Raw genomic sequence first — 22,660 nt, forward strand, 5'->3', positions numbered from 1 at the left:
TTTTTTTAGAGGGGTAAATATAACCAGATAAACGGGCTTTGCCATAGTCGTTCGCCATGTTTTGCCTTATTACGGTGTTTTTAGGGTCAACAAAAAATGGCCTGCTGTAGTTTATGAGTATTGTATCTATCAAAAAACAACGCTAACGGTAAAACCCATGAAAAAAAGCACAGCAAAGGCCCAATGGAACAAAGGCCTGAAAAACGGAAACGGTGAAGTGTCGTCAGGCAGAGGTCATTTTAAGGCAAGCTATACCTACGCCTCCCGCTTCGGAGACGATACCTCGGCCACCAATCCCGAAGAACTGATCGGCGCTGCCAATGCCGGTTGCTTCTCTATGTTTCTGAGTGCATTGCTTGAAAAGGCCAATTATGAGCCCGAGACTGTGAATACAACGGCCACCGTGCACCTGGGCGAAAAGGACGGCGGCCCCCATGTCATGAAGATCGAGCTGGACACAGAAGTGAGTGTAGCAGGTATAGGCGAGGACGAATTCCAGAAATTGGCGCAGGAGGCCAAAGAGAAATGCCCCATCTCGAAGGCACTGGGAGCCGTGCCGGAGATCACGCTGACTGCCCGACTAAAAAAATAAATTTACTATATTGCAGCTTGCACATAAACTGTGCTTGTTTGTTTCACTTTAACATCCCTTTATGCCAACAGCCGGTAATGCAAGATCGTCGCTTTTAGTACAGTTAAGCCCTTCGCGCAATGCTAAGCTCTCGTTCACGGTTCAACTGGTGCTCACCCTGTTCTGGCTGGCCTGGGCCATCATGCTGCTCCTGAGCGATAACCCGACCAACGACCAAAACTACCTGTACTATATTTTCTTTGGTCTGGCGGTTATTTTTCTGGGATACGTGATCCTGCAGAACACCTCGGTGTTCGGCATTCAGTCTTACATCGAAGTGACACCGGAATACATTGTGCAGAAAAACGGCGTGTTTCGTACCAAGCTGATCACGGCTATACCTGATATTGAGGCGGTGCATGTTTCGCCTATGGCTTTGCGCATCACCCAGCGCGACGGCAACAAGGTATACCTCGACCTGAAGCAGATCCGCAAGAAGCGTGACATTGAGAAAGTGAAAAGCAGAATCCGCGAGTTGAGCCGCCTGCATAATTTTGAGGTAACAGAAGCGAACCTGGCCTAAGGTATATGCGCCAGGGGCTATACCTATCCTGGCAATAGATGTGCGCCTTCTGCAAAAGGTCAGAAAATGACAGGCTGCTAAAGAATAATCAGAAAGAAGCGGGCTATACCTGCATAGGTATAGCCCGCTTCTTTTTTTGCAAAACTTAGCCGCTTAACCATATCAAGCTAAAGCATTCTCACTGAGGAGAGCGCAGAGGGGTGTTGCAAGGTAGAAGGGTCAGCCTGACCAACTATTAGCATGCTATTACTAAATTCACCTATCTAGCTGTCCGCAAGGGAATAGTCTCAGTGAAAGAATCGGGCCCATCATGTTAGATTCAGCCCAAACAACAACAGCCGCTACGTAGGTAAAGTAGCGGCTGTTGTTGTTTAAAAGTGCAATGGTCAGGTATAGCTTAGCCCGCCTTCGATTTGAATTTCTTCTGAAGCTCCTGTATGCTCACTTTGAATTTCTTATCGGTATCGATCAGGTCAGAAACCGTCTGAACCGAGTGAATCACGGTACTGTGGTCGCGGCCGCCGAAGTGGTACCCGATGGACTTGAGCGAATGGCTGGTGAACTCCTTGGCGAAGTACATGGCCACCTGACGCGCTGTCACGATTTCTTTCTTACGGGTCTTGGCCTTAAGCGAGTCCAGGCTCACCTGGAAGTATTCGGCCACGGTTTTCTGGATGAAGTCGAGGTTCACCTCGGTTTCCACATCCTCAATGATATGCTTCAGGGCCTGCTTGGCTAGCTCGAGGTCAATTTCTTTGCGGTTGAGCGACGATTGCGCGATCAGGGAGATCAGTACGCCTTCGAGTTCACGCACGTTGGTATCCACGCTGTAGGCCAGGTATTCCACCACGTTGTCCGGGATGTCGATGCCGTCGCCCTGCATCTTTTTCTGGATGATGGCCATACGTGTCTCGAAGTCCGGGCTTTGCAGGTCGGCGGTGAGGCCCCACTTAAAGCGGGACAACAGACGCTCTTCGAGCCCTTTCAGGTCACGTGGCGGACAGTCGGAGGTCATCACAATCTGCTTGCCGGACTGGTGCAGGTGGTTGAAGATGTGGAAGAACATTTCCTGCGTCTTCTCCTTGCCGCTCAGAAACTGCACGTCGTCGATGATCAGGATGTCTACCAGCAAATAGAAGTTGGCAAAGTCCTGCACATTGTTTGTCTTGAGCGACTCGATGAACTGGTTCACGAATTTCTCGGACGACACGTAGAGCACGAACTTATCCGGGTTGCTGTTTTTGATGTGGTTGCCAATGGCTTGCACCAGGTGGGTTTTGCCCAGTCCCACGCCACCGTATACCATCAGCGGGTTAAAAGAGGTCGTGCCAGGTTTGTTGGCCACGGCGTATCCGGCTGAACGGGCAAGGCGGTTACAGTCTCCTTCAATATAGTTCTCGAAGGTATAGGCACTGTTGAGCTGCGAGTTCAGGAAGTTCCGGTCGATGGTCTTCGACTCGAACGGGCTCTTGATAAAGTTCTGCTCCGGCCGGTAAGAATTCACGACGGCCTGCGGTATTTTCTTGGTCGGGATATTGACCGTTTGCGGCTTGTTAGACTCGTTTCCACGGTCCACAATAATTGAGTACTCCAGGCGCCCCTCACTGCCCATTTCCTGGTAAATTACCTTCTTCAGCAAACCTACATAGTGCTCTTCCAGCCACTCATAAAAGAATTGGCTGGGCACCTGTATGGTGAGCACGTTGTCGCGCAGGGACAAAGGCTTGATCGGTTCGAACCAGGTCTTAAAGCTCTGCTCGCCAATATTTTCCTTAATTACCTGTAGACAGTTACTCCATACTGTTGAACAGTCTTTTATCATCCAATTTTCCAAAACACACTAAGATTCGTTTGGTGAAACAAACCTCTCCTTGACGGCGGGGGGTTACAAATTTGACTAATTTATTCTAAACAAAAAATTATTTATTCACGAAGTTAATACAGGGTTATCCACAGCCAAAACAGCCGTCCTTGTATCGGTCCTACGCTTTGATTTTCTGCTGAATGTAACATCTATTCTGCCCAAAAACAAGCCCGACCAGCCTACTTGGTTGATCATCGTTTCGTGGCCGTTTTCGTGGCGCAGCACCTCGGGCTTTTCCATGAAGGTATGGGTGTGCCCGCCCAGTATTAAATCGATGCCGCTGACCTGCGTGGCCAGCTTGCGGTCGTCTATCTTATCGTTGTCGTAGCTATAGCCCAGGTGCGAGAGGCAGATCACGTAATGGCATTTTTCTTTTTCGCGCAAGGCCTGCACCATTTCGCGAGCTTTCTCCACGGGGTCCAGGTATACGGTTTCGCCGTACATGTTCTTGCTCACCAACCCATCGAGCTCTATACCCAGGCCAAATATGCCTACCCGTATACCTTGCTTGTCGAACACCTTGTAAGGCTGAAAACGGTCTTTTAGGATGGTGTTGGAAAAGTCGTAGTTGGCCGTGAGGAACGGAAAACCAGCCAATGGCAGTTGCTTCTGCAGCCCCTCCAGCCCGATATCGAAGTCGTGGTTGCCGAGCGTCGCGGCGTCGTAGCCCATCTGGGTCATGAGTTTGTACTCGAGCTCGCCCTCAAAAAAGTTGAAATAAGGTGTGCCCTGCCAGATGTCGCCGGAGTCAAGCAAAAGCACGTTAGGTTCCTGCTGCCGGATGCTTTTGATCAGCGTGGCACGACGGGCCATCCCCCCCATGCCGCCATACTTGCGCCCGTCGTCCGGGAAAGGGTCGATGCGCGAGTGCTGGTCGTTGGTGTGCAGGATGGTGAGTTTGATGCCATCGCGGGCTGCTGCCTCTGCCGATAGCGGTAACCCCAGCATGCTGATACCTGCCGCGCCTAGGGCGGTGTGCTTTAAAAAGTCTCTTCTCTTCATGGGTCAGGTATAGCTTATTGAATGACAGTCACGCGTTTTTCGGCTGGGGCGGTCACCTGCTTGCCGGCCGCTGTGAGCTGCTGTATGTGCCGATGTATGGCATCGCGCAGCAAAAGGCCCAGTTTCTCGTATTGGATCGGGTTCTTGAGCATGTCAAGTTTATCGCCGCCTCCTGCCAGGTAATCAGACGTGAGCAAGGTATAGGTCTTGTTCGGGTCGAAGGGCTGGCCTTTGATTTTGATATCCTGTGCCTTGCCATTGGCCACGGTATAGGTGGCATTGCCGATGTAGATGATCTTGCGGGCAGCCGCGTTGTTGAAAAGCTGTTGTACCGCCTCGCCGCTCAGGGTCAGCACCACCATCTCGTTCTCGAACGGCATCAGCTCAAAAATATGGCCGGTGGTGATGTTGCCTGCAGGCAGTGGCACACGAAGCCCGCCTTCGGTGGTAACTGACAGGTCGATGGGTTTGCCGTAAACCGGTTCGCTTTGGGCCAGTTGCAGGTCCACCACAAAATTACCGAGCGGCGATTCGTATTCACCCTTGCCCAGCGCCACAGGGGCCGAGCCTACCACTTCTGACATTTTCACGGTCACCTCCTCGCGGTACGGGGCCACGAGCGCCTCCACAGCCTGATCAGCGGAGATAGCCTGGTTAACGGCAAGGTCAGTCTCGGTGAGCGTAGCAGCCGGGTGCAGCGGACGCTGGCAGGCTGCCAAACTCAGGCCTAAGACCAAACCGGAAATGTACTTCAAAAAGGGTCGCTTCATGGGTGCTGCTGTAATTATCCCCAAAGTTATCAACATTGAAGGGGATGGGCAACCTTGCCTGCTGAGAATATTTTTATTTCGTCCGCTTCACAAATATTACACGCTGTCACCCAATTATATGTGCCATTCGCTATGTTATGGCAGCTTGATTTCACTCAAAAAAGTACTTAAGGCATACCTTACGTCTCTTCTAGAGGCATGTGGGAAATTAAATAAAATCAAATTGATCAAATTTTACTACGGATAATACTAAATGAATCTTAAAATTCGTAATATAGTAAACTCCTATACCTATCTAACTGGCTATGAAGAAACTACCTCTACTCCTTTGCCTTTCCGTCTTCCTCTTTGCACCGATCGTGGCGCAGGCGACACACATTTACAGTGGCTATATCAGTTATACAGTAGATCCGCAGAACCCGCTCAAGCTGGATCTTGTGTTCACGCTCTACACAAAAATTTCCTCCACGGCTGATGATCCATTTGTAATGGTCAGTATGGGAGATGGCAATACTGTAAGAGTTGAAAGAGGTAAAATTATCCGCTACTCAGCTTATTATGAAAAGGAAATTTTTACATGGAGCCACACCTATGCTGCACCTGGCAACTATACCGTACATTGGACAGGTGAAAATCGGAATGGTGGCATTTTGAATATACCTGCACCAACTGACCAAGTGAACCTTAAAATACTAACGCGAGTGAAAGTCGGCCCCCCCGTACAAAACCCGCATGGTGCAAAGCTGGCCGGTGCCCCCTTAGCAGCGGTCTATACGGGAGAGGCCTGGACGCACAACCTCCTGGCTTACGACGAAGACGGCGACCAGCTGCATTACGAGCTTGTGACACCCAAGCACAGAACCTCTTCTTTCGAGATTGCCGATATACCTGGTTATTGGTTACCGGAAGGGTTAACCGTGAACGAATTCGGCGAACTCCATTGGCCAGCACCTGGGCAGAAAGGAGAGTATGTAATTGCTGTAAAAATCACAGAAATGCGCAATGGCAGAGAAATAGGCCACACAGTTGTCGACATAAGTTTAATAGTGACAGAACGGACAGATCAGCCCAGCATAAGCCTCCTTAACAAAGACCGCCTGACGGTGAACGACGATGGCTCTATACAGACCTGGCCGGGACAACCGGTGAAGCTGGAATTTTACTTACAGAAGCATCCACAGAGTAACTTACCACTCAGCGCGAGGCAGTATGGAGAGATCGATACGCTAGAGCTAGTGGAGGCTTCGTTTGCTGTCCGGGATACTGCAGCTGGTCTTGCCATTACCTATTCCTTCACTCCCAATGCTGAAATGGAGCGCACAGAACCTTACTTGATTGGTATGCGGGGCAGACCGATCGAAAGCAGCCCGCAACAGCAGCAGACCCTCAGGGTGGAACATGCCTGGGCCTTTGCCTACATCTACGTGGGTGAGCAGCGTCGGCCTCTCTCCTCCGGCGATTATTTTCCACCAGAAAAGCCTAAGCTATACCCGAACCCGGCACGCGGCGAATTCACCTTCGAGGCTCCTGACCTGCCCGGACTTCACCTGCTGGTGCGTGACATCACGGGCAAAGTCGTGGCGAGCTATACCCTGCAGCCGGGGAGAAACGATTTCGCCCGCCCTGCTAAGCTGGCCTCGGGACTCTATACCTATACCCTCACCAGCCAACTATCACCCATCGAAACAGGCAAATTGGTGCTGCAATAGGTATAGAAACAGCAAGCCCTCCCCTACTGCATGATAAGGGAGGACTTTCTATACCTATTTTAAAGATAACTGCTTACTTCTTCCCCTTTCCTTCCATGTAGTTCAAGGTCAGGCTTGTCAGCGTCTTCACACCCAATTTCAGACCACTTTCATCGATAAAGAAATCAGGGGTATGGTGCGGGGCTACTTCCTCTGGTTTCTTGCCTTTCGACATGCCGCCCACGAACAAAAACAAGCCAGGTATTTTCTCCTGGTAAAAAGCAAAATCCTCGGCACCTGTCACAGCCTTAGCCAGCACCACCTTGTCGCGCCCTGCCACGGTGTGCAGGGTAGGCAGCATGCGCTCTGTCAGGGCAGGGTCGTTGTAGGTAACCGGGGTCTGCGGGATGATCACCACTTCTGCCACAGCGCCACTGCTCTCTGCAATTTTGGTGGCCGTGAGGTTGATCTTCTCGTGCAGCTTCTTCTGCATTTCTACATCCAGCGCCCGGATCGTGCCTTCCATCAGCACCTCCTCCGGTATGATGTTGTTGCGCACACCTCCGTGGATGCTGCCTACCGTGATCACAGCGGCGCCTTCCGGCAGTTGCGTCTGGCGGCTGATGATGGTCTGCAGACCGTTGATAATCTGTGCTGACACCACGATTGGGTCTATACCTGACCAAGGGTAAGCGCCGTGAGACTGCTTGCCTTTTACTTTGATCCGGAAGATGTCGGCGCTCGCCATGGTGCCGCCAGGCGTGTACTTGATGGTACCCACCTCGGTCTGTGAGTTGATGTGCAGGCCGAAGATCACCTCCGGTTTTGGTCCTTTGCCGAGCACGCCTTCCTTCACCATCAGGGCGGCACCGCCTTCCTCGCCTATCGGAGACCCCTCCTCAGCGGGCTGGAAGATAAACTTCACGGTTCCTTTCAAGTCGTTTTTCATACCTGCCAGAATCTCGGCAGCTCCCATCAGCATGGCAATGTGGGTATCGTGCCCGCAGGCATGCATCACGCCCACTTCCTGGCCATTGTAGGTACTGCGCTCTTTGGAGGCAAAAGGCAAATCTACCCGCTCTGTTACCGGCAGTCCGTCAATGTCGGCACGCAACGCTACGACCGGTCCGGGTTTGCCACCTTTCAGGATGCCCACCACACCGGTATGCGCCACACCGGTCTGCACTTCCATACCTAGTTTGCGGAGATGAGCGGCAATCTTCTCGGCTGTTTTAGTTTCGCGGTTGCCCAGTTCCGGGTACTGGTGGAAATCGCGGCGCCATTCAATCACTTTCGGCTCCAGTTTATCGGCCATGGTGTTGGCTTTGGCAATCAGTTTGGAGTCCTGCGCAAAGGCAGGTATGGTCACCAGCAGCCCCAGGCAGAGAGGTAGCGACTTTTGGAGGAAGGTATAAGGATGTTTCATTTCCAGGTTTAAAGGTTTACTTCCTCTAAAGCTACATAATTTTTGGGATTGCCGTACAACAATCCATGCTACAGCAATGGAAAGCCACCGTTCGGAAACTGAAAGAGGACATCTATACCTTATACCTTGCCTACCGTGATCCGCGCGTGCCTTTTCATGCCAAGGTGGTGCTCATCATCACAGTCGCCTACGCCTTCAGCCCCATCGACCTGATACCGGACTTTATACCTGTGCTCGGTTACCTCGACGACCTGCTGTTGCTCCCGCTTGGTATCTGGCTATCTATTAAACTTATACCTAATGAAGTGGTGCAGGAATACAGGGAGAAAGCTAAGCAGCAGCTGTTGGAGCGAAAGCCAAACTACATCATGGCGGGCATCATTGTCCTGATCTGGCTCTTAGCAGGCTTTTGGCTATACCTCCGTTTTGTGGTTCACGTAAACTAAAGTCACAGCGATAAAACCACCAGACCTTTTCCCTGCTTTTTATAAGCTGCGGGAGAAAGTATATATTTACAGGAAATAACACGCATACACGATGACTGACGAGCAGAAGCTATTCTCAGAATTCAAGCCGGCCACGGCAAACGATTGGGCAGCACGCGCACAAAAAGACCTGCGCGAAACCCCACTCGAAAGCCTCAACTGGCAAACCTATGAAGGCATCACGATCAAGCCCTACTATACCCGCGAAGACATTCAAAATCTGTCTTTTGTGCAGCAGAAGCCCGGCGACTTCCCCTTTTTGCGCGGCAATGCCGGCAGCGACAACAACTGGCAGAACATCCAGAAGATAAAAGTGGAAGGCAATGGCAAAGCCGCCATCGACAAAGCAGCCGACGCCCTGAGCAGAGGTGCCGACGGCGTACACTTTATCGTGGAAAATCCGCAAAATTTTGATGTGGCCTACCTTGCCGAGAGCATCGACCTGACCTTACAATCAGTTAGCTATACCTTGAGCGGCGATCCTGCGGCGTTTTTGAAAGGCCTCTATACCTTGCTTGCTGAGCAGAACATCTCGCACCGCAACCTGAAGGGTTTCCTTAACTACGACCCGATGACGGGCAAAGGAGCCTTGACCGATTCAGAAAGCAAAGCCATCACCCAGGTGCTCGACCTCACGAAAGACAGTCCCGACTTTTACGGCGTGACGGTCTGCGGCACCAATTTCAGCAGTATCGGGGCTTCGCTCACGCAGGAAGTTGCCTATACCCTGAGTGCGGCCGTGGCCTATACCGACCGCCTCACCACTGCCGGAGAGCCCCTGGAATCGGTGCTGCGTAACATGCAGTTCTGCATGGGAGCCGGCACCAATTACTTTTTTGAGATCGCCAAACTGCGTGCCCTGCGCCTGCTGTGGGCGGTCGTGGTAGAGGCCTACCAGGCTGAGCCGGCACTGGCTGCCAAACTGCGCATCCATAGCGCCACCTCCAGCTGGTACCAAACTACGCTCGACCCTTATGTGAACATGCTCCGTGTAACCACCGAGGCCATGTCGGCGGTCATCTCCGGTGCTGATTCGCTTACGGTACTGCCTTTCGACAGCACCTTTAAGGACTCCGATGAGTTCTCGGAGCGCATCGCCCGCAACGTGTCCATCATCCTGAAAGAGGAATCTTACCTGGACAAAGCCGTAGACCCTGCTGCCGGTTCTTACTACCTGGACTCGCTCACAAACGAACTGGCCTCCAAAGCCTGGGAGCTGTTCAGAGAAGTGGAAGCACAGGGAGGTTTTGAAGCAGCCTATGAAAGCGGTTTAATTCTGGGCTCCATCACCGAAGTGAGTCGCCAGAAGTTCCGTGACATCGCCACAGGCCGCATGGTGCTGGTAGGCACCAACAAATACCCGAACCCGAAAGAGAAGATTGATTTCGACCCGGAAGAGTTGATCCAGCGTGCCGAGTTCGACACGACCCGCGCCGCCTACCCGACCGAGGTGATGCGCATGGCCACCGAGCTGCACCTGCGCAAGCGTAAGCGCCGCCCGCGGGCTGTTATTGCTGTAATCGGGCAGACGGCCAAGCGGCACATCAATGCCTCTTTTGCACAGGAGTTTTTTGCCTGCGCCGGCTTCGAAACCGAAATACAGCAGTACGAGGATGCAGAAGCTGCCGCCGACCGTTTGTTGCATGCCGCCGCCGAGGTAGTGGTTGTTTCTACTTCTGAAGCTACCTATGCCCGCGAGTTCGGTTCTAAAATACGGCAACACGAGTCGAAGCCAACCATGATCATGGCCGACGATCCGCAGCACATGAAAGACGAAATGGTAGCACACGGCTACGATGAGTTCATTTTCGAGGACTGCGATATGTCGACCATCCTGGAACTGGTGCAGAAGCGCCTGGAGCGGGAAGAAGACAACCACGGAAAATAGTAGTGGCATTGGGCTATACCTACAGCCAGGTATAGCCCAATGCTTTTACATTCAGAAACAGCGAACCTACGATCATGAACGACGCAATAACCGAAGTAAAGCAGGCCTTGGACGGACAGGTAGCCGCCTGGAACAAAGGCGAACTGGAAAAGGCCATGGACTTTTACTGGGAGTCACCGGAGATGCTCTGGATCAGCCGCAACGGCACCGAGAAAGGCTGGAAAGAAGTGCTGGAGATGTTTCAGAACGACTTTACCGACCGCAGCAAAATGGGCGAGTATACCTACGAACCGCTGCACATCGAGCAGGTAGGGCCAGAAGTCGTGTACTACGTGTACCGCTGGAAGATCGACCTGCAGGGCAAAAAGCTGATGGGCGGCGTGTCGTCGCAGCTCTGGAAGAAACTAGAAGGTCGCTGGGTCATCACCTCCGAGCACGCGAGCTAAGAAATGACTGAATTAGTGAATGAGTGATTAAGTGAATTTGTCTGAGAAAATTCTCTTAGTGACCCATTCTAAACTATAAAAACAAAAGTGGATTTTGATGAGCGGATGAATTGATGGAAAACCTATGCACTCATTCACTCAATCACTCATTCAAAAATAAACCCATGAAACCTGACTTTTCGAACATAGATATAAACAAGGTAGCCAAGGCGGAGCACGGGCCGAAAGACCCGATTCCGGCGAATGACTGGAAGACTGCCGAGCAGATTCCGCTGAAGAGCTATTATACCTCTGAGGATGTGCTGCGCTTTGAGCACATGGATTTTGCCGCCGGTCTGCCGCCGTACCTGCGCGGGCCCTACAGCACCATGTATGTGCAAAAGCCCTGGACCATCCGTCAGTATGCGGGTTTCTCCACAGCTGAAGAAAGTAATGCCTTCTACCGTCGCAACCTGGCGGGCGGACAAAAGGGCCTTTCCGTTGCTTTTGACCTGGCCACGCACCGCGGCTACGATTCTGATCACCCACGGGTGGTAGGCGACGTAGGTAAGGCTGGTGTAGCGATCGATTCGGTGGAGGACATGAAGATCCTCTTCGACCAGATTCCGCTTGACCAGATGTCGGTATCGATGACCATGAACGGGGCGGTGCTGCCAATCATGGCCTTTTACATTGTGGCCGCCGAAGAGCAGGGCGTGACGCCGGAGCAACTGAGCGGTACGATCCAGAACGACATCCTGAAGGAGTTCATGGTGCGCAACACCTACATCTACCCGCCGGAGCCAAGTATGAAGATCATCGCGGATATCTTTGAGTATACCTCTCAGAACATGCCGCGCTTCAACTCCATCTCCATCTCGGGTTACCACATGCAGGAAGCCGGCGCTACCGCCGACATCGAGCTTGCCTATACCCTGGCCGACGGTCTGGAGTATGTGCGCACCGGTCTGAAGGCAGGTATGGACATCGACGTGTTTGCGCCGCGCCTCTCCTTCTTCTGGGCCATTGGCATGAACCACTTCATGGAAATCGCCAAAATGCGTGCTGCCCGTATGCTGTGGGCGAAGCTGATCCAGCAGTTCAACCCGAAAAACCCGAAATCGCTGGCGCTGCGCACGCACTGCCAGACCTCTGGCTGGAGCCTGACCGAGCAGGATCCGTTCAACAACGTGACCCGTACCTGCGTGGAAGCGCTGGCCGCTGCCTTAGGCGGCACCCAGAGCTTGCACACCAACGCACTTGATGAAGCCATCGCCCTGCCAACCGACTTCTCGGCCCGCATTGCCCGCAACACCCAGATCTATCTACAACAGGAAACCAACATTACCAAAGTGGTGGACCCTTGGGGAGGTTCTTATTACGTGGAGGCCCTCACGCACGAGATCGCGCACAAAGCCTGGGAACTGATTCAGGAAGTGGAAGAGCTCGGAGGTATGGCCAAAGCCATCGAGACGGGTCTGCCGAAAATGCGCATCGAGGAAGCCGCTGCCCGCAAGCAGGCCCGCATCGACTCCGGCAAGGATGTGATCGTGGGTGTGAACCGATATAAACCGGAGCAGGAGCAGGAGATCGAGATCCTTGACATCGACAACACCGTGGTGCGCGAGTCGCAGCTGCGCCGACTGGCACAGGTAAAGGAAAGCCGTGACAACCAGGCAGTGGAAGAAGCACTTCAGGCACTCACCGTGGCTGCCGAATCAAACGAAGGCAACCTGCTGGCGCTGGCCGTGAACGCAGCCCGCCAACGTGCCACGCTGGGTGAGATATCTGACGCACTCGAGAAAATTTACGGAAGACACAAAGCTGTGATACGATCCATATCAGGCATCTATTCTGCCGAGCTCTCCGACGACGAGAACTTTGAGCGGGCGAAGGTGCTGGCCGATCAGTTCGAGGAACTGGAAGGCCGCCGACCACGCATCATGGTCGCTAAAATGGGGCAGGACGGTCACGACCGCGGCTCCAAAGTAATCGCCACCTCCTTCGCCGACCTCGGCTTCGACGTGGACATAGGTCCGCTGTTCCAAACTCCGGCCGAAGTAGCCATGCAAGCCGCCGAAAACGACGTGCACGTAGTAGGGGTTTCTTCGCTGGCAGCCGGCCACAAAACGCTGGTGCCGCAACTGATCGAGGAGCTCCGCAAAATCGGCCGCGAAGACATCATGGTGATCGTGGGCGGAGTTATACCTGCCCAGGATTATGACTTCCTTTTCAAAGCAGGCGCTGTAGGCGTGTTTGGCCCAGGAACGATCATCTCAGTTGCGGCTCAAAATATCCTGGAGCAATTGATCAGGCGAGTGGAAGAATAGAACAGCTCGTTCGGAAATGTGAGCTGCAGCTGACTTTGGTTGGCTGCAGCTTTTTATTTATATGCATAGCAGGTATTTCAGACACTCTGCCGGTTCTGCCAGGTATACGGCGCAGCGTTGTTTTGCTCTCCCGTTTCTTAAGCCGTACCTTTGTGGCTATTAAACTTTTAGATTATGTCATCGAAATCAACGAAATACCTTTTACTCAGCGTTGCTGCTGCCCTGATCATCTACTTCATCTACGACTCTTTTTCATTGCCCAGCGTCGACGATCTGAAAGGCGACTTTAAGGAAGTGGCCTTCTACCGCAACGAAAACAATACCGGGCCGATCGTCAGAATCTATGCCGTTACCGTTGCCGATACGTTGTGGCAGGAGATGGAGCAATATGGCAACTACATGCCCCATACCAAGTATGGCACCACTACGGTTTATTTCTTTCTGAACAACCAGCCTGCCCCTGACCAGGTCCTGCCCGGCCAGCAGCACGTCCCCTCCCAGTTTGAGCCCTATACCCTGGCCCGATACGAAAAAGATGCAATGGGGCAAATATCCTTTGTGCGGCATCCTTTCGGGCGCTAGTTAACCTTTCTGCAGGTATGGCGCTCCCTTCTTATAACGGGGCCCGTTGGTTCTAAATACACAATCGCTAAACTTGCTGTTATCCTGTGAGGATCCTGTTGAAAGAGGCATTATGTAAATAACTGTCATTCAAAGCAGTTTAAAAACATACATAAACGGGAGTCTGTTAAATCAGGCTCCCGTTTATGTTATATGGCAATAGTAGCACTTACAACCAGATCAGACTGTTCAGAAAATTCCAAGATTTTCCTGTAGGTATTCAGGAAGTAAAGCAATTCCTGAATTTATAGCTTGTGTAACAGATTGCATAATAGTATACTTGACCCCTTGCTTTGCTGATTCGTATGAATACAGATTCATATATAATGCGCAAAATCATGGAGCAAGGCAGATCAAAAAAATCATACTTCTTATTTAACCTGGTTCTTTTGCTTTTATCTTATATTTTCGCTCCCTCGCCGGTACAGGCCCAGTACCGACCGGAGATCGACCTGCAAGAGCTTTTTCATGAGGTGCAGCTGCAGCCTGTCTTCCCCGATTCCAAAACCTTTGCTGATTGTGTGCCTCTGCAGGAACCAGCGTATATTCTGCAGGCTTACCGGGAGCAGCGCAAGCAACCTGGCTTCAATTTAAAGGAGTTTGTGCTGGAGCATTTCCTGTTACCCACACAGCCTTCCTCCAATTTCACGACCGATACCAGCCTCTCCGTAACAGCGCATATACGACAGCTTTGGCCTGTGCTCACCTGCATGCCTGACGAAAGCGGTGGTTCGCTGCTTCCCCTCCCCCACGCTTATGTGGTGCCTGGCGGACGCTTCCAGGAAATTTATTACTGGGACAGCTTCTTTACTATGCTGGGGTTACAGGCGAGTGGCGAGAATGCATTGATGCAGCACATGGTCGATAATTTCACGCACCTGATCCACAGGACCGGCCATATACCAAACGGAAACCGAAGCTACTACCTGAGCCGTTCCCAGCCACCCTTTTATGCGCTTATGCTGCACCTGCTCACGCAGGAGATGGGGCGCGATGTGTTGGTAAAATACGCTCCTGCTCTGCGCAAGGAATACGCTTTCTGGATGGATGGTGCCGAGCAGCTCACTCCTGCCTACCCGGCACACCGGCGGGTGGTGCTGTTGCCAGACGGCAGCATCCTCAACCGCTACTGGGACGACCAGCCCGCTCCCCGCCCGGAATCCTACAAAGAGGACCTGCACCTTGCCCGGGAGTCTGGCAGACGGCCGGAAGAGGTATACCGCCACATCCGGGCAGCTGCCGAATCGGGCTGGGACTTTAGCAGCCGCTGGTTTGCCGATAAGCAAAACCTGAGTACCATCCATACCACTGACATCCTGCCGGTAGACCTCAACGCACTGCTCTTCCACATGGAACTGACACTGGCCGAGATGGCTGAGTTGGAACGCGATCCTTCCGGAGCCCGCTTATTTCGCCAGAAAGCCAAGGCCCGCCGCAAGGCAGTGCTACAGCACATGTGGCATGACAACGACAGTTTCTTCTACGATTATGATTTCGTGCAGGGCACCACAACCAACACACCGACCCTGGCTGCAGTTTTCCCGCTTTACTTTTGTATGGCCAAGCGACGCCAGGCAAGTGCTGTAGCTGAACGGCTGGAGCGTGACTTCCTGATGCCAGGCGGTTTGGCAACTACTCTGGCACATACCAATCAGCAGTGGGATGCTCCAAACGGCTGGGCGCCCTTGCAGTGGATGAGCATACAGGCGCTGCGCAACTACAACCACGAGAAACTGGCGCGTAGCATTGCCACCCGCTGGATTTCGCTCGGCACGCAGGTGCACGAAAGCACGGGCAAAATGGTGGAGAAGTACAATGTCGAGAATCTCGATTTGGAGGCAGGCGGTGGAGAGTACCCGAACCAGGATGGCTTCGGCTGGACGAACGGCGTGTTTCTGAAGCTGCTTTCGCTATACCCTGAGTTGCGCCCCATTGCGGAGCAGGAGCCTGTCATGCTGCAAAACCGCTGAGCTATAACTGCCTGACAGCATCATGGTATGGGAAGCGCTTTGTTTACAGAACAGGTATAACTCCTGTCTGCTATACCTGAATAGCACCTTGTTTCGGAAACTGGCACTCCCTTTGCAAAGACTGCGTTATATAGAAAAACAGGTTATGATTCAGTTTAAACATACGCTAACGGTTTTCGCCTTGCTCCTGAGCTCCTACGCTGCCTTTGCGCAGGGCGAAACATCCAACTGGTACTTTGGAAAAGGAGCCGGCCTGATCTTCAGAGGCGATACGGTTACGGCAGTGGTCAACAGCAGACTGCACACCGAAGAAGGGAGCGCCACCATTTCTGACAAGGCAGGCAACCTGCTGTTTTATACCAATGGCATCACCGTCTGGAACAAGCACCACCGCGTGATGCCGAACGGCAATGGCCTGATGGGCATGAAGTCCTCTACACAATCAGCATTGATCGTTCCCAAACCTGCTGCCGATAGTGTCTTTTACATCTTCACAACCGATATACAGGCTCAATCCAACGGTTTGCGCTATAGTATCGTGAACATGAATAAAGACGATGGCAATGGTGCCGTCACAGCACGCAACGTGTTCCTAATCGCTCCGGCCACTGAAAAACTAACCGCTATACGACACAGTAACAACCGCGATTGGTGGGTGATTGCGCACCGCTGGAACAGCAATGCCTACATGGCTTACCTGGTAACCGCTGAGGGTGTGAACACTGAACCTGTCATGAGCAACGTGGGCACCGTGCATGGTGGCGCGCACCGCAAAGCCATTGGCTACCTGGTACCGTCACCTGACGGCACTAGACTGGCAGCAGCTCTCTGGGACAGCGAGAGTAATTTCGAAGTCCTTCGTTTCAACCGCAGCACCGGTGAGGTGTCAGATCCGGTCTTGCTGAAGGGCTATGAAGAGGCTTATGGTGTGTGCTTTTCGCCGGATGGCACTAAGCTGTATGGCACCGCAAACGGCAAAGGAGGCGGTAAAGCACAGATCATTCAGTTCGACCTGCAGGCCGGCGACGAAGCGGCTATCGCTAAATCAGCGGTGGTAGTGGGCATGTCTGGCAGCCCGCGCATCGGGGCGATTCAACTCGGCCCGAATGGCAAAATGTATGTGGCCCGCCAGGATAACATTCATTTGGGCGTGATCAACAACCCGAATGCCTTGGGCAAGGAAAGTGGCTATGTGGATACGGGCTTTCACCTGGGTGGCCGCAAAAGCGACCTGGGCCTGCCAAACTTCCCGCAAGGTATACAGTCGGGTGCGGGCAGGTCTGCCAATGTAAGATAAGGTATAGAATTAAGATGTGAGAGCCGGGCATTAGTGTCCGGCTTTTTTGTTTCGGGTAAATAGCTGGCTCGGTAACGCATTAATTCTAAATTTGTAAGGCAAATAATGTTATACCTAACGCTATACCGCCTTGGCAAAACGTTTCAGTGCTGATAAGTATGTAGAGGGCATTCTGGCAGGCGACCGTGTCATGCTGAGCCGTGCCATTACGCTGGTGGAAAGCCGCCTGGCCTCTGACCTGGAACTGGCACAGGACGTCATCAACCAGGTGCTGCCACATGCTGGCAAATCGGTGCGGATAGGTATAACAGGGGTGCCCGGTGTGGGCAAAAGCACATTTATCGAAGCCTTCGGCAACTACCTGATACAGGCGCAGGGCAAAAAGCTGGCCGTGCTGGCCATCGACCCCACTTCACAACGTACTGGAGGCAGCATACTCGGCGACAAAACGCGCATGGAGTCACTTTCTGTCAACCCACAGGCTTTTATTCGCCCCTCTCCTGCTGGCAAGTCGCTGGGCGGTGTCACCCGCAGCACCCGCGAATCGATCATTCTCTGCGAAGCGGCCGGTTTTGACGCCATCATTGTGGAAACGGTCGGAGTGGGCCAGTCTGAGACAGCGGTACATGCCATGGTCGACTTTTTCCTGCTGCTGATGCTGGCGGGTGCCGGCGACGAACTGCAAGGCATCAAACGCGGCATCATGGAGATGGCCGACGCCATTGCCATTACCAAGGCCGATGGTGAGAATGCCATGAAAGCCAAAGCCGCCCGTGCCGAGTACCAGAATGCGCTGCACTTATACCCTGTAGCCGCCTCGGGCTGGCTCCCAAAAGTCTCCGTCTGCTCCGCCATGGAACAAACCGGCCTCAACACCATCTGGGAAACAATAGCAAACTACCTGGCACTGACACAGCAAAATGGATTCTTTGAGAAAAAGCGCCACGACCAAAACCTGCAGTGGATGTACGAAGCCATACGCCAAGGGCTGGAAGACAATTTCTATGCGCATCAGCAGGTAAAGGAACAATTGGCAGGTATAGCTGAGCAGGTGAAAGCAGGCAGGAAGTCAGCTTTCGCGGCCGCCGCGGAGTTGTTGAAGCTCGTATAAAAAAACAGCCGGCACATGGCTGCACCGGCTGCTCTTCAATCAATAAGTAAACTTATCGGGCCTCTGCTAACGTCACTTTGGCCCACTTGCAGATCCCACCCAGCGGAGGGTTGAACTTATACACATTTATTTTAACGGACTGCACAAACGGAAAGCGGTCATAAATCCGGTCGATGATACGGTGGCCCAGGTGCTCCAGCAGACGGGCGGGGACTTTCATCTCTTCCAGCGCCAGCGCATAAAGCACTTCGTAGTTTACGGTTTCATCCAGGTCGTCGCTTTCGGCGGCACGTCGCAGGTCGGTTTCGATGAACAGGTCGATGCCGTACTTGTTGCCGATTTTCTGTTCCTCATCATAAAACCCATGGAAGGCGAAGAACTCCATGCCCTCCAGTGCAATCTGTCCCATCTGTTTCGAACTAGCCTATCTCGTCGAAGAAAGAACCGGCAGGCTTCTGCTGGCGCTGCGCCCAGTCAGCCAGGCTGTTGCGCGAAGGCTCTGTCATCGGGGGCTGAATCTCTGGCTGATCCGGCTTTACAGGCTGAATTTCAGGTACCGGCTGCTCAATTTCAGGTGCAGGTATAGTACCCGGGTAATCTGGCTTTGGCTGCTCTATTTCCGGCGACGGCACATTTGGCACAGGCGTTACCGGGTTTGGAATTTCCGGATGGGGCTGCGTTACGTCCGGGGCCGGATCGCCAAGCGGCTCGTAGCCATTGCTGGCCATAACAGGTATAGCAGCTGCAGCAGTGGCCGTGGCCTCTGGCAGTTGTATTGTTCGGTTTGTTGTCGTTTCCATATCTTTCATGTTACGCAGCAGCTCGGGCTGTTCTACCCGAAGTTCGGCCGCTCTTGAAAGAATACTGGCAGTACTGGTTTTAGGTTTTGACTTTGTCTTTTCAGCTTTTTCCAGCGCCTCGTTGGCCAGGTTGCGCAAGTCGCGCACCATGCTCTCCAAGTACGACTCCATGCGCTGGTAGTCCTGCTCCAGCGCCTTCACCTCCTGCTGCATCTCGCTCACCATGCGCTCGGCCTGCTTTTGGCTGTCTTCGAGCACCATACGAGCTTGGTTGCGGGCCGTGCTCAACAACTGGTCGGCCTGCAGCTGCGCCTCACGTATCTTCAGCTCCGACGACTTGTTGGCCTGCTCCAGAATAGAGTTACCTGTGTCCTCGGCTGTTTTCAGCGTTTTGTACAATGAAGTTTCCACCTCTCGAAGCTTCTGCGTCTCGCGATGAGCTGCTTCCAGCTTGTTGCGCAGGTCTTTGTTCTCATCGAGCAGCTTTTCCCACTGCTGCGACAAAGTCAGCAAAAAAGCATTTACCTCGTCCTTGTCAAGCCCTCTGAATGCTTTCTCAAATGTTTTTTGTCTGATTTCTAAGGGTGTAATCTTCATAAGCTTAGCTGAAATTAATATCCCACACCGAAATGGTGCGGTCATCGCTACACGAAACTAACTGATTCTGATGAGCCGACCAAAATAATTTATTGACGGAAGTACCATGGCTCGCATTTCGGACTTTATCAATAACCTTGAGCAACTTAAAGGTATGGGCGTCCCACACTTTTATGGACTTATCCATGCTGCAGGTGGCGAAATAGCGCCCTTCGGGGCTGAAAGTGATGTGGTTGACGGTATACATATGTGCGATCACATAGCCGCGCTCCTTGTATTTTTCCTGTACTTGCCATACCCGCAGGTGGGCGTCGCGGCCGGCGGTGAGCAACTGCGTGCCATCTGGTGAGTAAACGACCGTGAACACAGAGTTGGTATGTGCGGGCAGCTCATGCTTCAGTTCCAGGGTGCTGGCATCGAATATGCGCACCAGGTTGTCGCTATACCCGGCGGCCAGCTCGTTGGTGGTCGTGTTGTAGGCCAGGCAGCGCACGCTCTGGTCCGATTTGCGCACCATACTATGCAGTTCAAAGTCCTCCGCCCCGATTACGGCTATGCCGCCATTGCCCAGCGCCACGTATACCTGTGCTGTTTCCGGCACGTAGGCAATGTCGAAGATGGGAACCTTGGGCAGCGCCACTGATTTATGAATGGCTTTGCTTTTCAGGTCGATCACCTGCAGGCCCTCCAGGTTCTGCCCGATCAGGAGTAGGTTGCGCTCCGGTATAAAGCGCAGTGCGTATACAGAGGTAGTGACTTTGGCCACCAGTTCACCGTTTTCAGGATGATGCAGGTCCCAGGCGGCCACCATACCGTCGCTTCCCGCCGAATAAATGGTGGCAGGGTTAGCACCGCCCTCCAGGGTATACACACAATCGCGGTGGCCTGTCAGGGTCGCGACTTTCTGCACTTGAATCTTGCTAGCCATCTCTGCTTGGTCTGTTACGCTTGATTTTTGCTAAATTTACAACAATTGCGGCGAACCCTTTTGTAGCTGCCTAAAAATTACCGCTATGCCCCTGCTCCATACCCGCGAACTTGATGCCCATACCTTACTGGGTGTGTGGCTTCTTGATGAGGAACCGGCGGCGTTGCGTGCCTTGCTGCCGGCCCACCTTATACCTGACGAAAGCCTGCAACTCGCCCACCCCAGACGCCAGCGCGAATGGCTGGCCAGCCGCACCCTGACTTACCAATTGCTGCAACACTTTACCGACAAGCCTTTGCCCCTGTTGCGCGACCCGACAGGCAAACCCATGTTTGATGGGGCGCACTTCCAGCTTTCCATCACCCACTCCCCGCGCATGGCTGCCGTTATCCTTTCCGAAAAATATGAGGTTGGCATAGATATTGAACTGGTAAGCGCGAAGGCGCTGCGGGTGGCCGACAAGTTTCTCACGGATCGGGAAAAAGTGTTTACCGCCGATGATGAACAGCAAACTTGTTTGTACTGGAGCGCCAAAGAAACTTTGTACAAGATGTACAGCCAAAAACGACTTATTTTTAAAGAAAATCTGTTGGTAGAGCCCCCTCAGGGTTCTGAAAACAACTTATTGCTGGGGCACGTTATTACCGATAATTTTTCTAAATTGTATCAGATCCATCACGAAGTGCTTCACAACCACGTACTAACCTACAGTGTTGATCGTTGAAACTACTTACACTCACCTAACCAAACAAACATGAAATATCTGGCTTCTTTTGTCGTCGCATTCCTGGTCACGGCCAGTGTATTTGCGCAGGGCAGCTACAAACTGGGCAGCAAAGTGGCTGACTTTTCGCTCAAAGACGGGCAGGGCAATGCCGTGTCGCTGAGCAATTTTGCCGACAGCAAAACCGTAGTGCTGGTGTTTACTGATAACAAATGCCCGTACGCCAAGCTTTACGAAAACCGCCTGGTTACCCTCTCGAGCACCTATGCGGCCCGGGGTGTGCAGTTCATTTTTATTAACCCGGGTGTTGGCGTAGGCGAAGGCAGCGACACCATGGAGGACCTGGCCAGCAAGAACTACAGCTTCCCTTATCTGGCAGACGAGGGGCAGCGCATCAGTCAGAAATTCGGTGCCACCAAAACGCCCGAAGTGTTTGTGCTCCATAACATGGGTGGCGAATTTGTGCTGAAGTATAAAGGTGCGATCGACGATAGTCCGCAGGTAGAGAGTGGCGTGCGTAACAATTACCTGAAAACCGTGATTGACGATGTGTTGGCGAACAAGAACATCAGTGCAGCCGACAAGCGTGCGACAGGTTGTATGATCAAGCGATACTAACGCTATACCTATACCTGCAAAACGAAAAGACCGGTTCATCTGAGAGCCGGTCTTTTCGTTTTTATACCTGTTTTGTTGTGCTTATACTGCTGGGTCCTCGTCGGTGATTGCGGTCAGCAATTTCGTTACTTCAGTTGCCTTTTCCAGATCATTGGTCTTCTCAAACGAAAATGCCAGGTTACGCAAAGCCCGCTTTATGATCTCAATGTTAGAGCAGGGCTCGTAGAAAATATCCACCGGGTTCAGATTAAGCTGCACGATGTAGTTGTCGATATCGGCCTTTGAGAGCATCAGGCCTTTGTTGTACACGTTGATGTAAAACTGCACCTCACCTAGTTTGTACGTCAGGATAAAGAGATTAGGCAGGTTCACGCCGTATACAGGCATACCCAAGCGCTGCGCAATGGTCATGTAGATCACACAAAGCGTGAGCGGGTTTCCGCGTCTCGTCTCCAGCGCCAGGTGCATCATGGAGTTCGACGGGGAATGGAAGTTCTTGGTGTTGGCCGAAAACTTCTTCTCCCTGAAAAGCGAGTTGTTCAACGACTTCACCTGGTCATAAGGGTGCATGTTCTCCTTCATGTTCGTCCAGGCGTCGAAGTAAAGCTGGTCCAGCGCTTTCGATAGCGTGGCCAGTTCCACGTCCGGGTACAGGTAAGTGTTCACAAGCCACATTCCTTCTACCAGGTCTTTCCCCCCTTGCTCCTTCCAGTTTTTGAGGCGCTTCAACAGTCCGTCAAACTGCAGGTTATGGATCAGGTCTTCTATGCGCTTCTGCAGGTCCGAGTTCAGGGTTTCCTCCCACTCTTCCTCCAGAAACGGAATAATGCTCTCCCCCAGCGATACAATCTTCTGCTCTACATGCGACGCGACCTCGTAATCTATATCATCCAACAGCGAGATCATCGCCTTAATCTCCTTCTTCGTCAAAGCTATGCGTAATGGTTAATAAGTAATAGATA

Annotated in this window: 21 protein-coding genes; 13 read left to right on the forward strand and 8 right to left on the reverse strand. The window is 52.5% G+C overall.

Annotated features, from left to right (window positions below; all coding sequences use genetic code 11):
* Positions 1-157: 157 nt before the first annotated feature.
* Both BD749_RS08065 and BD749_RS08070 read left to right on the forward strand, forming a co-directional pair.
* The gene (locus BD749_RS08065; RefSeq protein WP_101443896.1) at positions 158-592 is read left to right on the forward strand and encodes an OsmC family peroxiredoxin; all 435 of its coding nucleotides are present in this window, start codon (positions 158-160) and stop codon (positions 590-592) included.
* Positions 593-653: 61 nt separating this feature from the next.
* Positions 654-1,154 (forward strand): hypothetical protein, encoded by a 501-nt coding sequence (locus BD749_RS08070; protein WP_101443897.1) that lies wholly within the window; start codon positions 654-656, stop codon positions 1,152-1,154.
* Positions 1,155-1,551: 397 nt separating this feature from the next.
* Here the strand turns inward: BD749_RS08070 and dnaA are convergent, their stop codons facing one another.
* The 3 genes from dnaA to BD749_RS08085 all read right to left on the reverse strand — a co-directional run bounded on the left by dnaA (position 1,552) and on the right by BD749_RS08085 (position 4,790).
* Positions 1,552-2,976, reverse strand: a complete 1,425-nt coding sequence (dnaA, locus tag BD749_RS08075; protein ID WP_101443898.1) for a chromosomal replication initiator protein DnaA — start codon at positions 2,974-2,976, stop codon at positions 1,552-1,554.
* Between the two features lie 105 nt (positions 2,977-3,081).
* Positions 3,082-4,020 (reverse strand): bifunctional metallophosphatase/5'-nucleotidase, encoded by a 939-nt coding sequence (locus BD749_RS08080; protein WP_101443899.1) that lies wholly within the window; start codon positions 4,018-4,020, stop codon positions 3,082-3,084.
* A 14-nt stretch (positions 4,021-4,034) separates the two neighbouring features.
* Positions 4,035-4,790 carry a 5'-nucleotidase C-terminal domain-containing protein gene (locus BD749_RS08085; RefSeq protein ID WP_101443900.1) on the reverse strand — a complete coding sequence of 252 codons (756 nt, stop codon included), beginning with the start codon at positions 4,788-4,790 and terminating at the stop codon, positions 4,035-4,037.
* 305 nt (positions 4,791-5,095) lie between these two features.
* Here BD749_RS08085 and BD749_RS08095 point away from each other — a divergent pair, with 305 nt between their 5' ends.
* Entirely contained in the window at positions 5,096-6,499 is a 1,404-nt protein-coding gene (locus tag BD749_RS08095; protein ID WP_101443902.1) for a T9SS type A sorting domain-containing protein, read from the forward strand.
* 73 nt (positions 6,500-6,572) lie between these two features.
* Here the strand turns inward: BD749_RS08095 and BD749_RS08100 are convergent, their stop codons facing one another.
* Positions 6,573-7,904, reverse strand: a complete 1,332-nt coding sequence (locus tag BD749_RS08100; RefSeq protein ID WP_101443903.1) for an amidohydrolase — start codon at positions 7,902-7,904, stop codon at positions 6,573-6,575.
* A gap of 65 nt (positions 7,905-7,969) precedes the next feature.
* Between BD749_RS08100 and BD749_RS08105 the strand changes: the two genes are divergently transcribed.
* From BD749_RS08105 to meaB, 8 genes are all read left to right on the forward strand, one after another.
* Positions 7,970-8,350 (forward strand): YkvA family protein, encoded by a 381-nt coding sequence (locus BD749_RS08105; RefSeq protein ID WP_101443904.1) that lies wholly within the window; start codon positions 7,970-7,972, stop codon positions 8,348-8,350.
* Positions 8,351-8,441: 91 nt separating this feature from the next.
* Positions 8,442-10,277, forward strand: a complete 1,836-nt coding sequence (locus tag BD749_RS08110; protein WP_101443905.1) for a methylmalonyl-CoA mutase family protein — start codon at positions 8,442-8,444, stop codon at positions 10,275-10,277.
* A 74-nt stretch (positions 10,278-10,351) separates the two neighbouring features.
* Positions 10,352-10,723, forward strand: a complete 372-nt coding sequence (locus BD749_RS08115) for a YybH family protein (protein WP_245868917.1) — start codon at positions 10,352-10,354, stop codon at positions 10,721-10,723.
* Positions 10,724-10,887: 164 nt separating this feature from the next.
* Complete coding sequence (scpA, locus tag BD749_RS08120) at positions 10,888-13,032, forward strand: methylmalonyl-CoA mutase (protein ID WP_101443906.1); 2,145 nt, start codon at positions 10,888-10,890, stop codon at positions 13,030-13,032.
* A gap of 174 nt (positions 13,033-13,206) precedes the next feature.
* Positions 13,207-13,614: a hypothetical protein gene (locus BD749_RS08125; protein ID WP_101443907.1), complete on the forward strand. Its 408-nt coding sequence runs from the start codon at positions 13,207-13,209 to the stop codon at positions 13,612-13,614.
* Positions 13,615-14,042: 428 nt separating this feature from the next.
* Positions 14,043-15,623, forward strand: a complete 1,581-nt coding sequence (gene treF, locus BD749_RS08130; RefSeq protein ID WP_245868919.1) for an alpha,alpha-trehalase TreF — start codon at positions 14,043-14,045, stop codon at positions 15,621-15,623.
* Between the two features lie 145 nt (positions 15,624-15,768).
* Positions 15,769-16,920, forward strand: coding sequence for a WD40 repeat domain-containing protein (locus BD749_RS08135; RefSeq protein ID WP_101444699.1), 1,152 nt, complete (start codon positions 15,769-15,771; stop codon positions 16,918-16,920).
* 130 nt (positions 16,921-17,050) lie between these two features.
* Positions 17,051-18,031 (forward strand): methylmalonyl Co-A mutase-associated GTPase MeaB, encoded by a 981-nt coding sequence (gene meaB / locus BD749_RS08140; RefSeq protein WP_101443908.1) that lies wholly within the window; start codon positions 17,051-17,053, stop codon positions 18,029-18,031.
* Positions 18,032-18,083: 52 nt separating this feature from the next.
* Here meaB and folB read toward each other — a convergent pair whose 3' ends face one another.
* From folB to BD749_RS08155, 3 genes are read right to left on the reverse strand one after another with little or no spacing between them, the layout of a single operon-like run.
* Positions 18,084-18,440 (reverse strand): dihydroneopterin aldolase, encoded by a 357-nt coding sequence (gene folB / locus BD749_RS08145; protein ID WP_101443909.1) that lies wholly within the window; start codon positions 18,438-18,440, stop codon positions 18,084-18,086.
* Between the two features lie 10 nt (positions 18,441-18,450).
* Complete coding sequence (locus BD749_RS08150; RefSeq protein ID WP_101443910.1) at positions 18,451-19,428, reverse strand: DivIVA domain-containing protein; 978 nt, start codon at positions 19,426-19,428, stop codon at positions 18,451-18,453.
* Between the two features lie 4 nt (positions 19,429-19,432).
* Positions 19,433-20,356, reverse strand: a complete 924-nt coding sequence (locus BD749_RS08155; protein WP_101443911.1) for a WD40 repeat domain-containing protein — start codon at positions 20,354-20,356, stop codon at positions 19,433-19,435.
* A gap of 85 nt (positions 20,357-20,441) precedes the next feature.
* On the opposite strand from BD749_RS08155, the gene BD749_RS08160 reads away from it, so the two are divergent.
* Together BD749_RS08160 and BD749_RS08165 are read left to right on the forward strand one after the other, a co-directional pair.
* Positions 20,442-21,080, forward strand: coding sequence for a 4'-phosphopantetheinyl transferase superfamily protein (locus tag BD749_RS08160; protein ID WP_101443912.1), 639 nt, complete (start codon positions 20,442-20,444; stop codon positions 21,078-21,080).
* A 30-nt stretch (positions 21,081-21,110) separates the two neighbouring features.
* The gene (locus BD749_RS08165) at positions 21,111-21,698 is read left to right on the forward strand and encodes a thioredoxin family protein (protein WP_101443913.1); all 588 of its coding nucleotides are present in this window, start codon (positions 21,111-21,113) and stop codon (positions 21,696-21,698) included.
* Between the two features lie 81 nt (positions 21,699-21,779).
* On the opposite strand, the gene BD749_RS08170 is transcribed toward BD749_RS08165, so the two are convergent.
* Positions 21,780-22,628: a transglutaminase-like domain-containing protein gene (locus tag BD749_RS08170; RefSeq protein ID WP_101443914.1), complete on the reverse strand. Its 849-nt coding sequence runs from the start codon at positions 22,626-22,628 to the stop codon at positions 21,780-21,782.
* Positions 22,629-22,660 lie beyond the last annotated feature (32 nt).

It is taken from the genome of Pontibacter ramchanderi (genome assembly GCF_002846395.1).
Lineage (GTDB): Bacteria > Bacteroidota > Bacteroidia > Cytophagales > Hymenobacteraceae > Pontibacter > Pontibacter ramchanderi.

Bases quoted from the DNA above. Each gene is read 5' to 3' on its own strand.
- BD749_RS08160 (WP_101443912.1), top strand. From the start codon at position 20,442: ATGCCCCTGCTCCATACCCGCGAACTTGATGCCCATACCTTACTGGGT.
- dnaA (WP_101443898.1), bottom strand. From the start codon at position 2,976: ATGATAAAAGACTGTTCAACAGTATGGAGTAACTGTCTACAGGTAATT.
- BD749_RS08065 (WP_101443896.1), top strand. From the start codon at position 158: ATGAAAAAAAGCACAGCAAAGGCCCAATGGAACAAAGGCCTGAAAAAC.
- BD749_RS08150 (WP_101443910.1), bottom strand. From the start codon at position 19,428: ATGAAGATTACACCCTTAGAAATCAGACAAAAAACATTTGAGAAAGCA.
- BD749_RS08165 (WP_101443913.1), top strand. From the start codon at position 21,111: ATGAAATATCTGGCTTCTTTTGTCGTCGCATTCCTGGTCACGGCCAGT.
- BD749_RS08070 (WP_101443897.1), top strand. From the start codon at position 654: ATGCCAACAGCCGGTAATGCAAGATCGTCGCTTTTAGTACAGTTAAGC.
- BD749_RS08115 (WP_245868917.1), top strand. From the start codon at position 10,352: ATGAACGACGCAATAACCGAAGTAAAGCAGGCCTTGGACGGACAGGTA.
- BD749_RS08155 (WP_101443911.1), bottom strand. From the start codon at position 20,356: ATGGCTAGCAAGATTCAAGTGCAGAAAGTCGCGACCCTGACAGGCCAC.
- BD749_RS08110 (WP_101443905.1), top strand. From the start codon at position 8,442: ATGACTGACGAGCAGAAGCTATTCTCAGAATTCAAGCCGGCCACGGCA.
- BD749_RS08135 (WP_101444699.1), top strand. From the start codon at position 15,769: ATGATTCAGTTTAAACATACGCTAACGGTTTTCGCCTTGCTCCTGAGC.
- scpA (WP_101443906.1), top strand. From the start codon at position 10,888: ATGAAACCTGACTTTTCGAACATAGATATAAACAAGGTAGCCAAGGCG.
- BD749_RS08085 (WP_101443900.1), bottom strand. From the start codon at position 4,790: ATGAAGCGACCCTTTTTGAAGTACATTTCCGGTTTGGTCTTAGGCCTG.
- BD749_RS08095 (WP_101443902.1), top strand. From the start codon at position 5,096: ATGAAGAAACTACCTCTACTCCTTTGCCTTTCCGTCTTCCTCTTTGCA.
- BD749_RS08105 (WP_101443904.1), top strand. From the start codon at position 7,970: ATGCTACAGCAATGGAAAGCCACCGTTCGGAAACTGAAAGAGGACATC.
- folB (WP_101443909.1), bottom strand. From the start codon at position 18,440: ATGGGACAGATTGCACTGGAGGGCATGGAGTTCTTCGCCTTCCATGGG.
- BD749_RS08100 (WP_101443903.1), bottom strand. From the start codon at position 7,904: ATGAAACATCCTTATACCTTCCTCCAAAAGTCGCTACCTCTCTGCCTG.
- BD749_RS08125 (WP_101443907.1), top strand. From the start codon at position 13,207: ATGTCATCGAAATCAACGAAATACCTTTTACTCAGCGTTGCTGCTGCC.
- BD749_RS08080 (WP_101443899.1), bottom strand. From the start codon at position 4,020: ATGAAGAGAAGAGACTTTTTAAAGCACACCGCCCTAGGCGCGGCAGGT.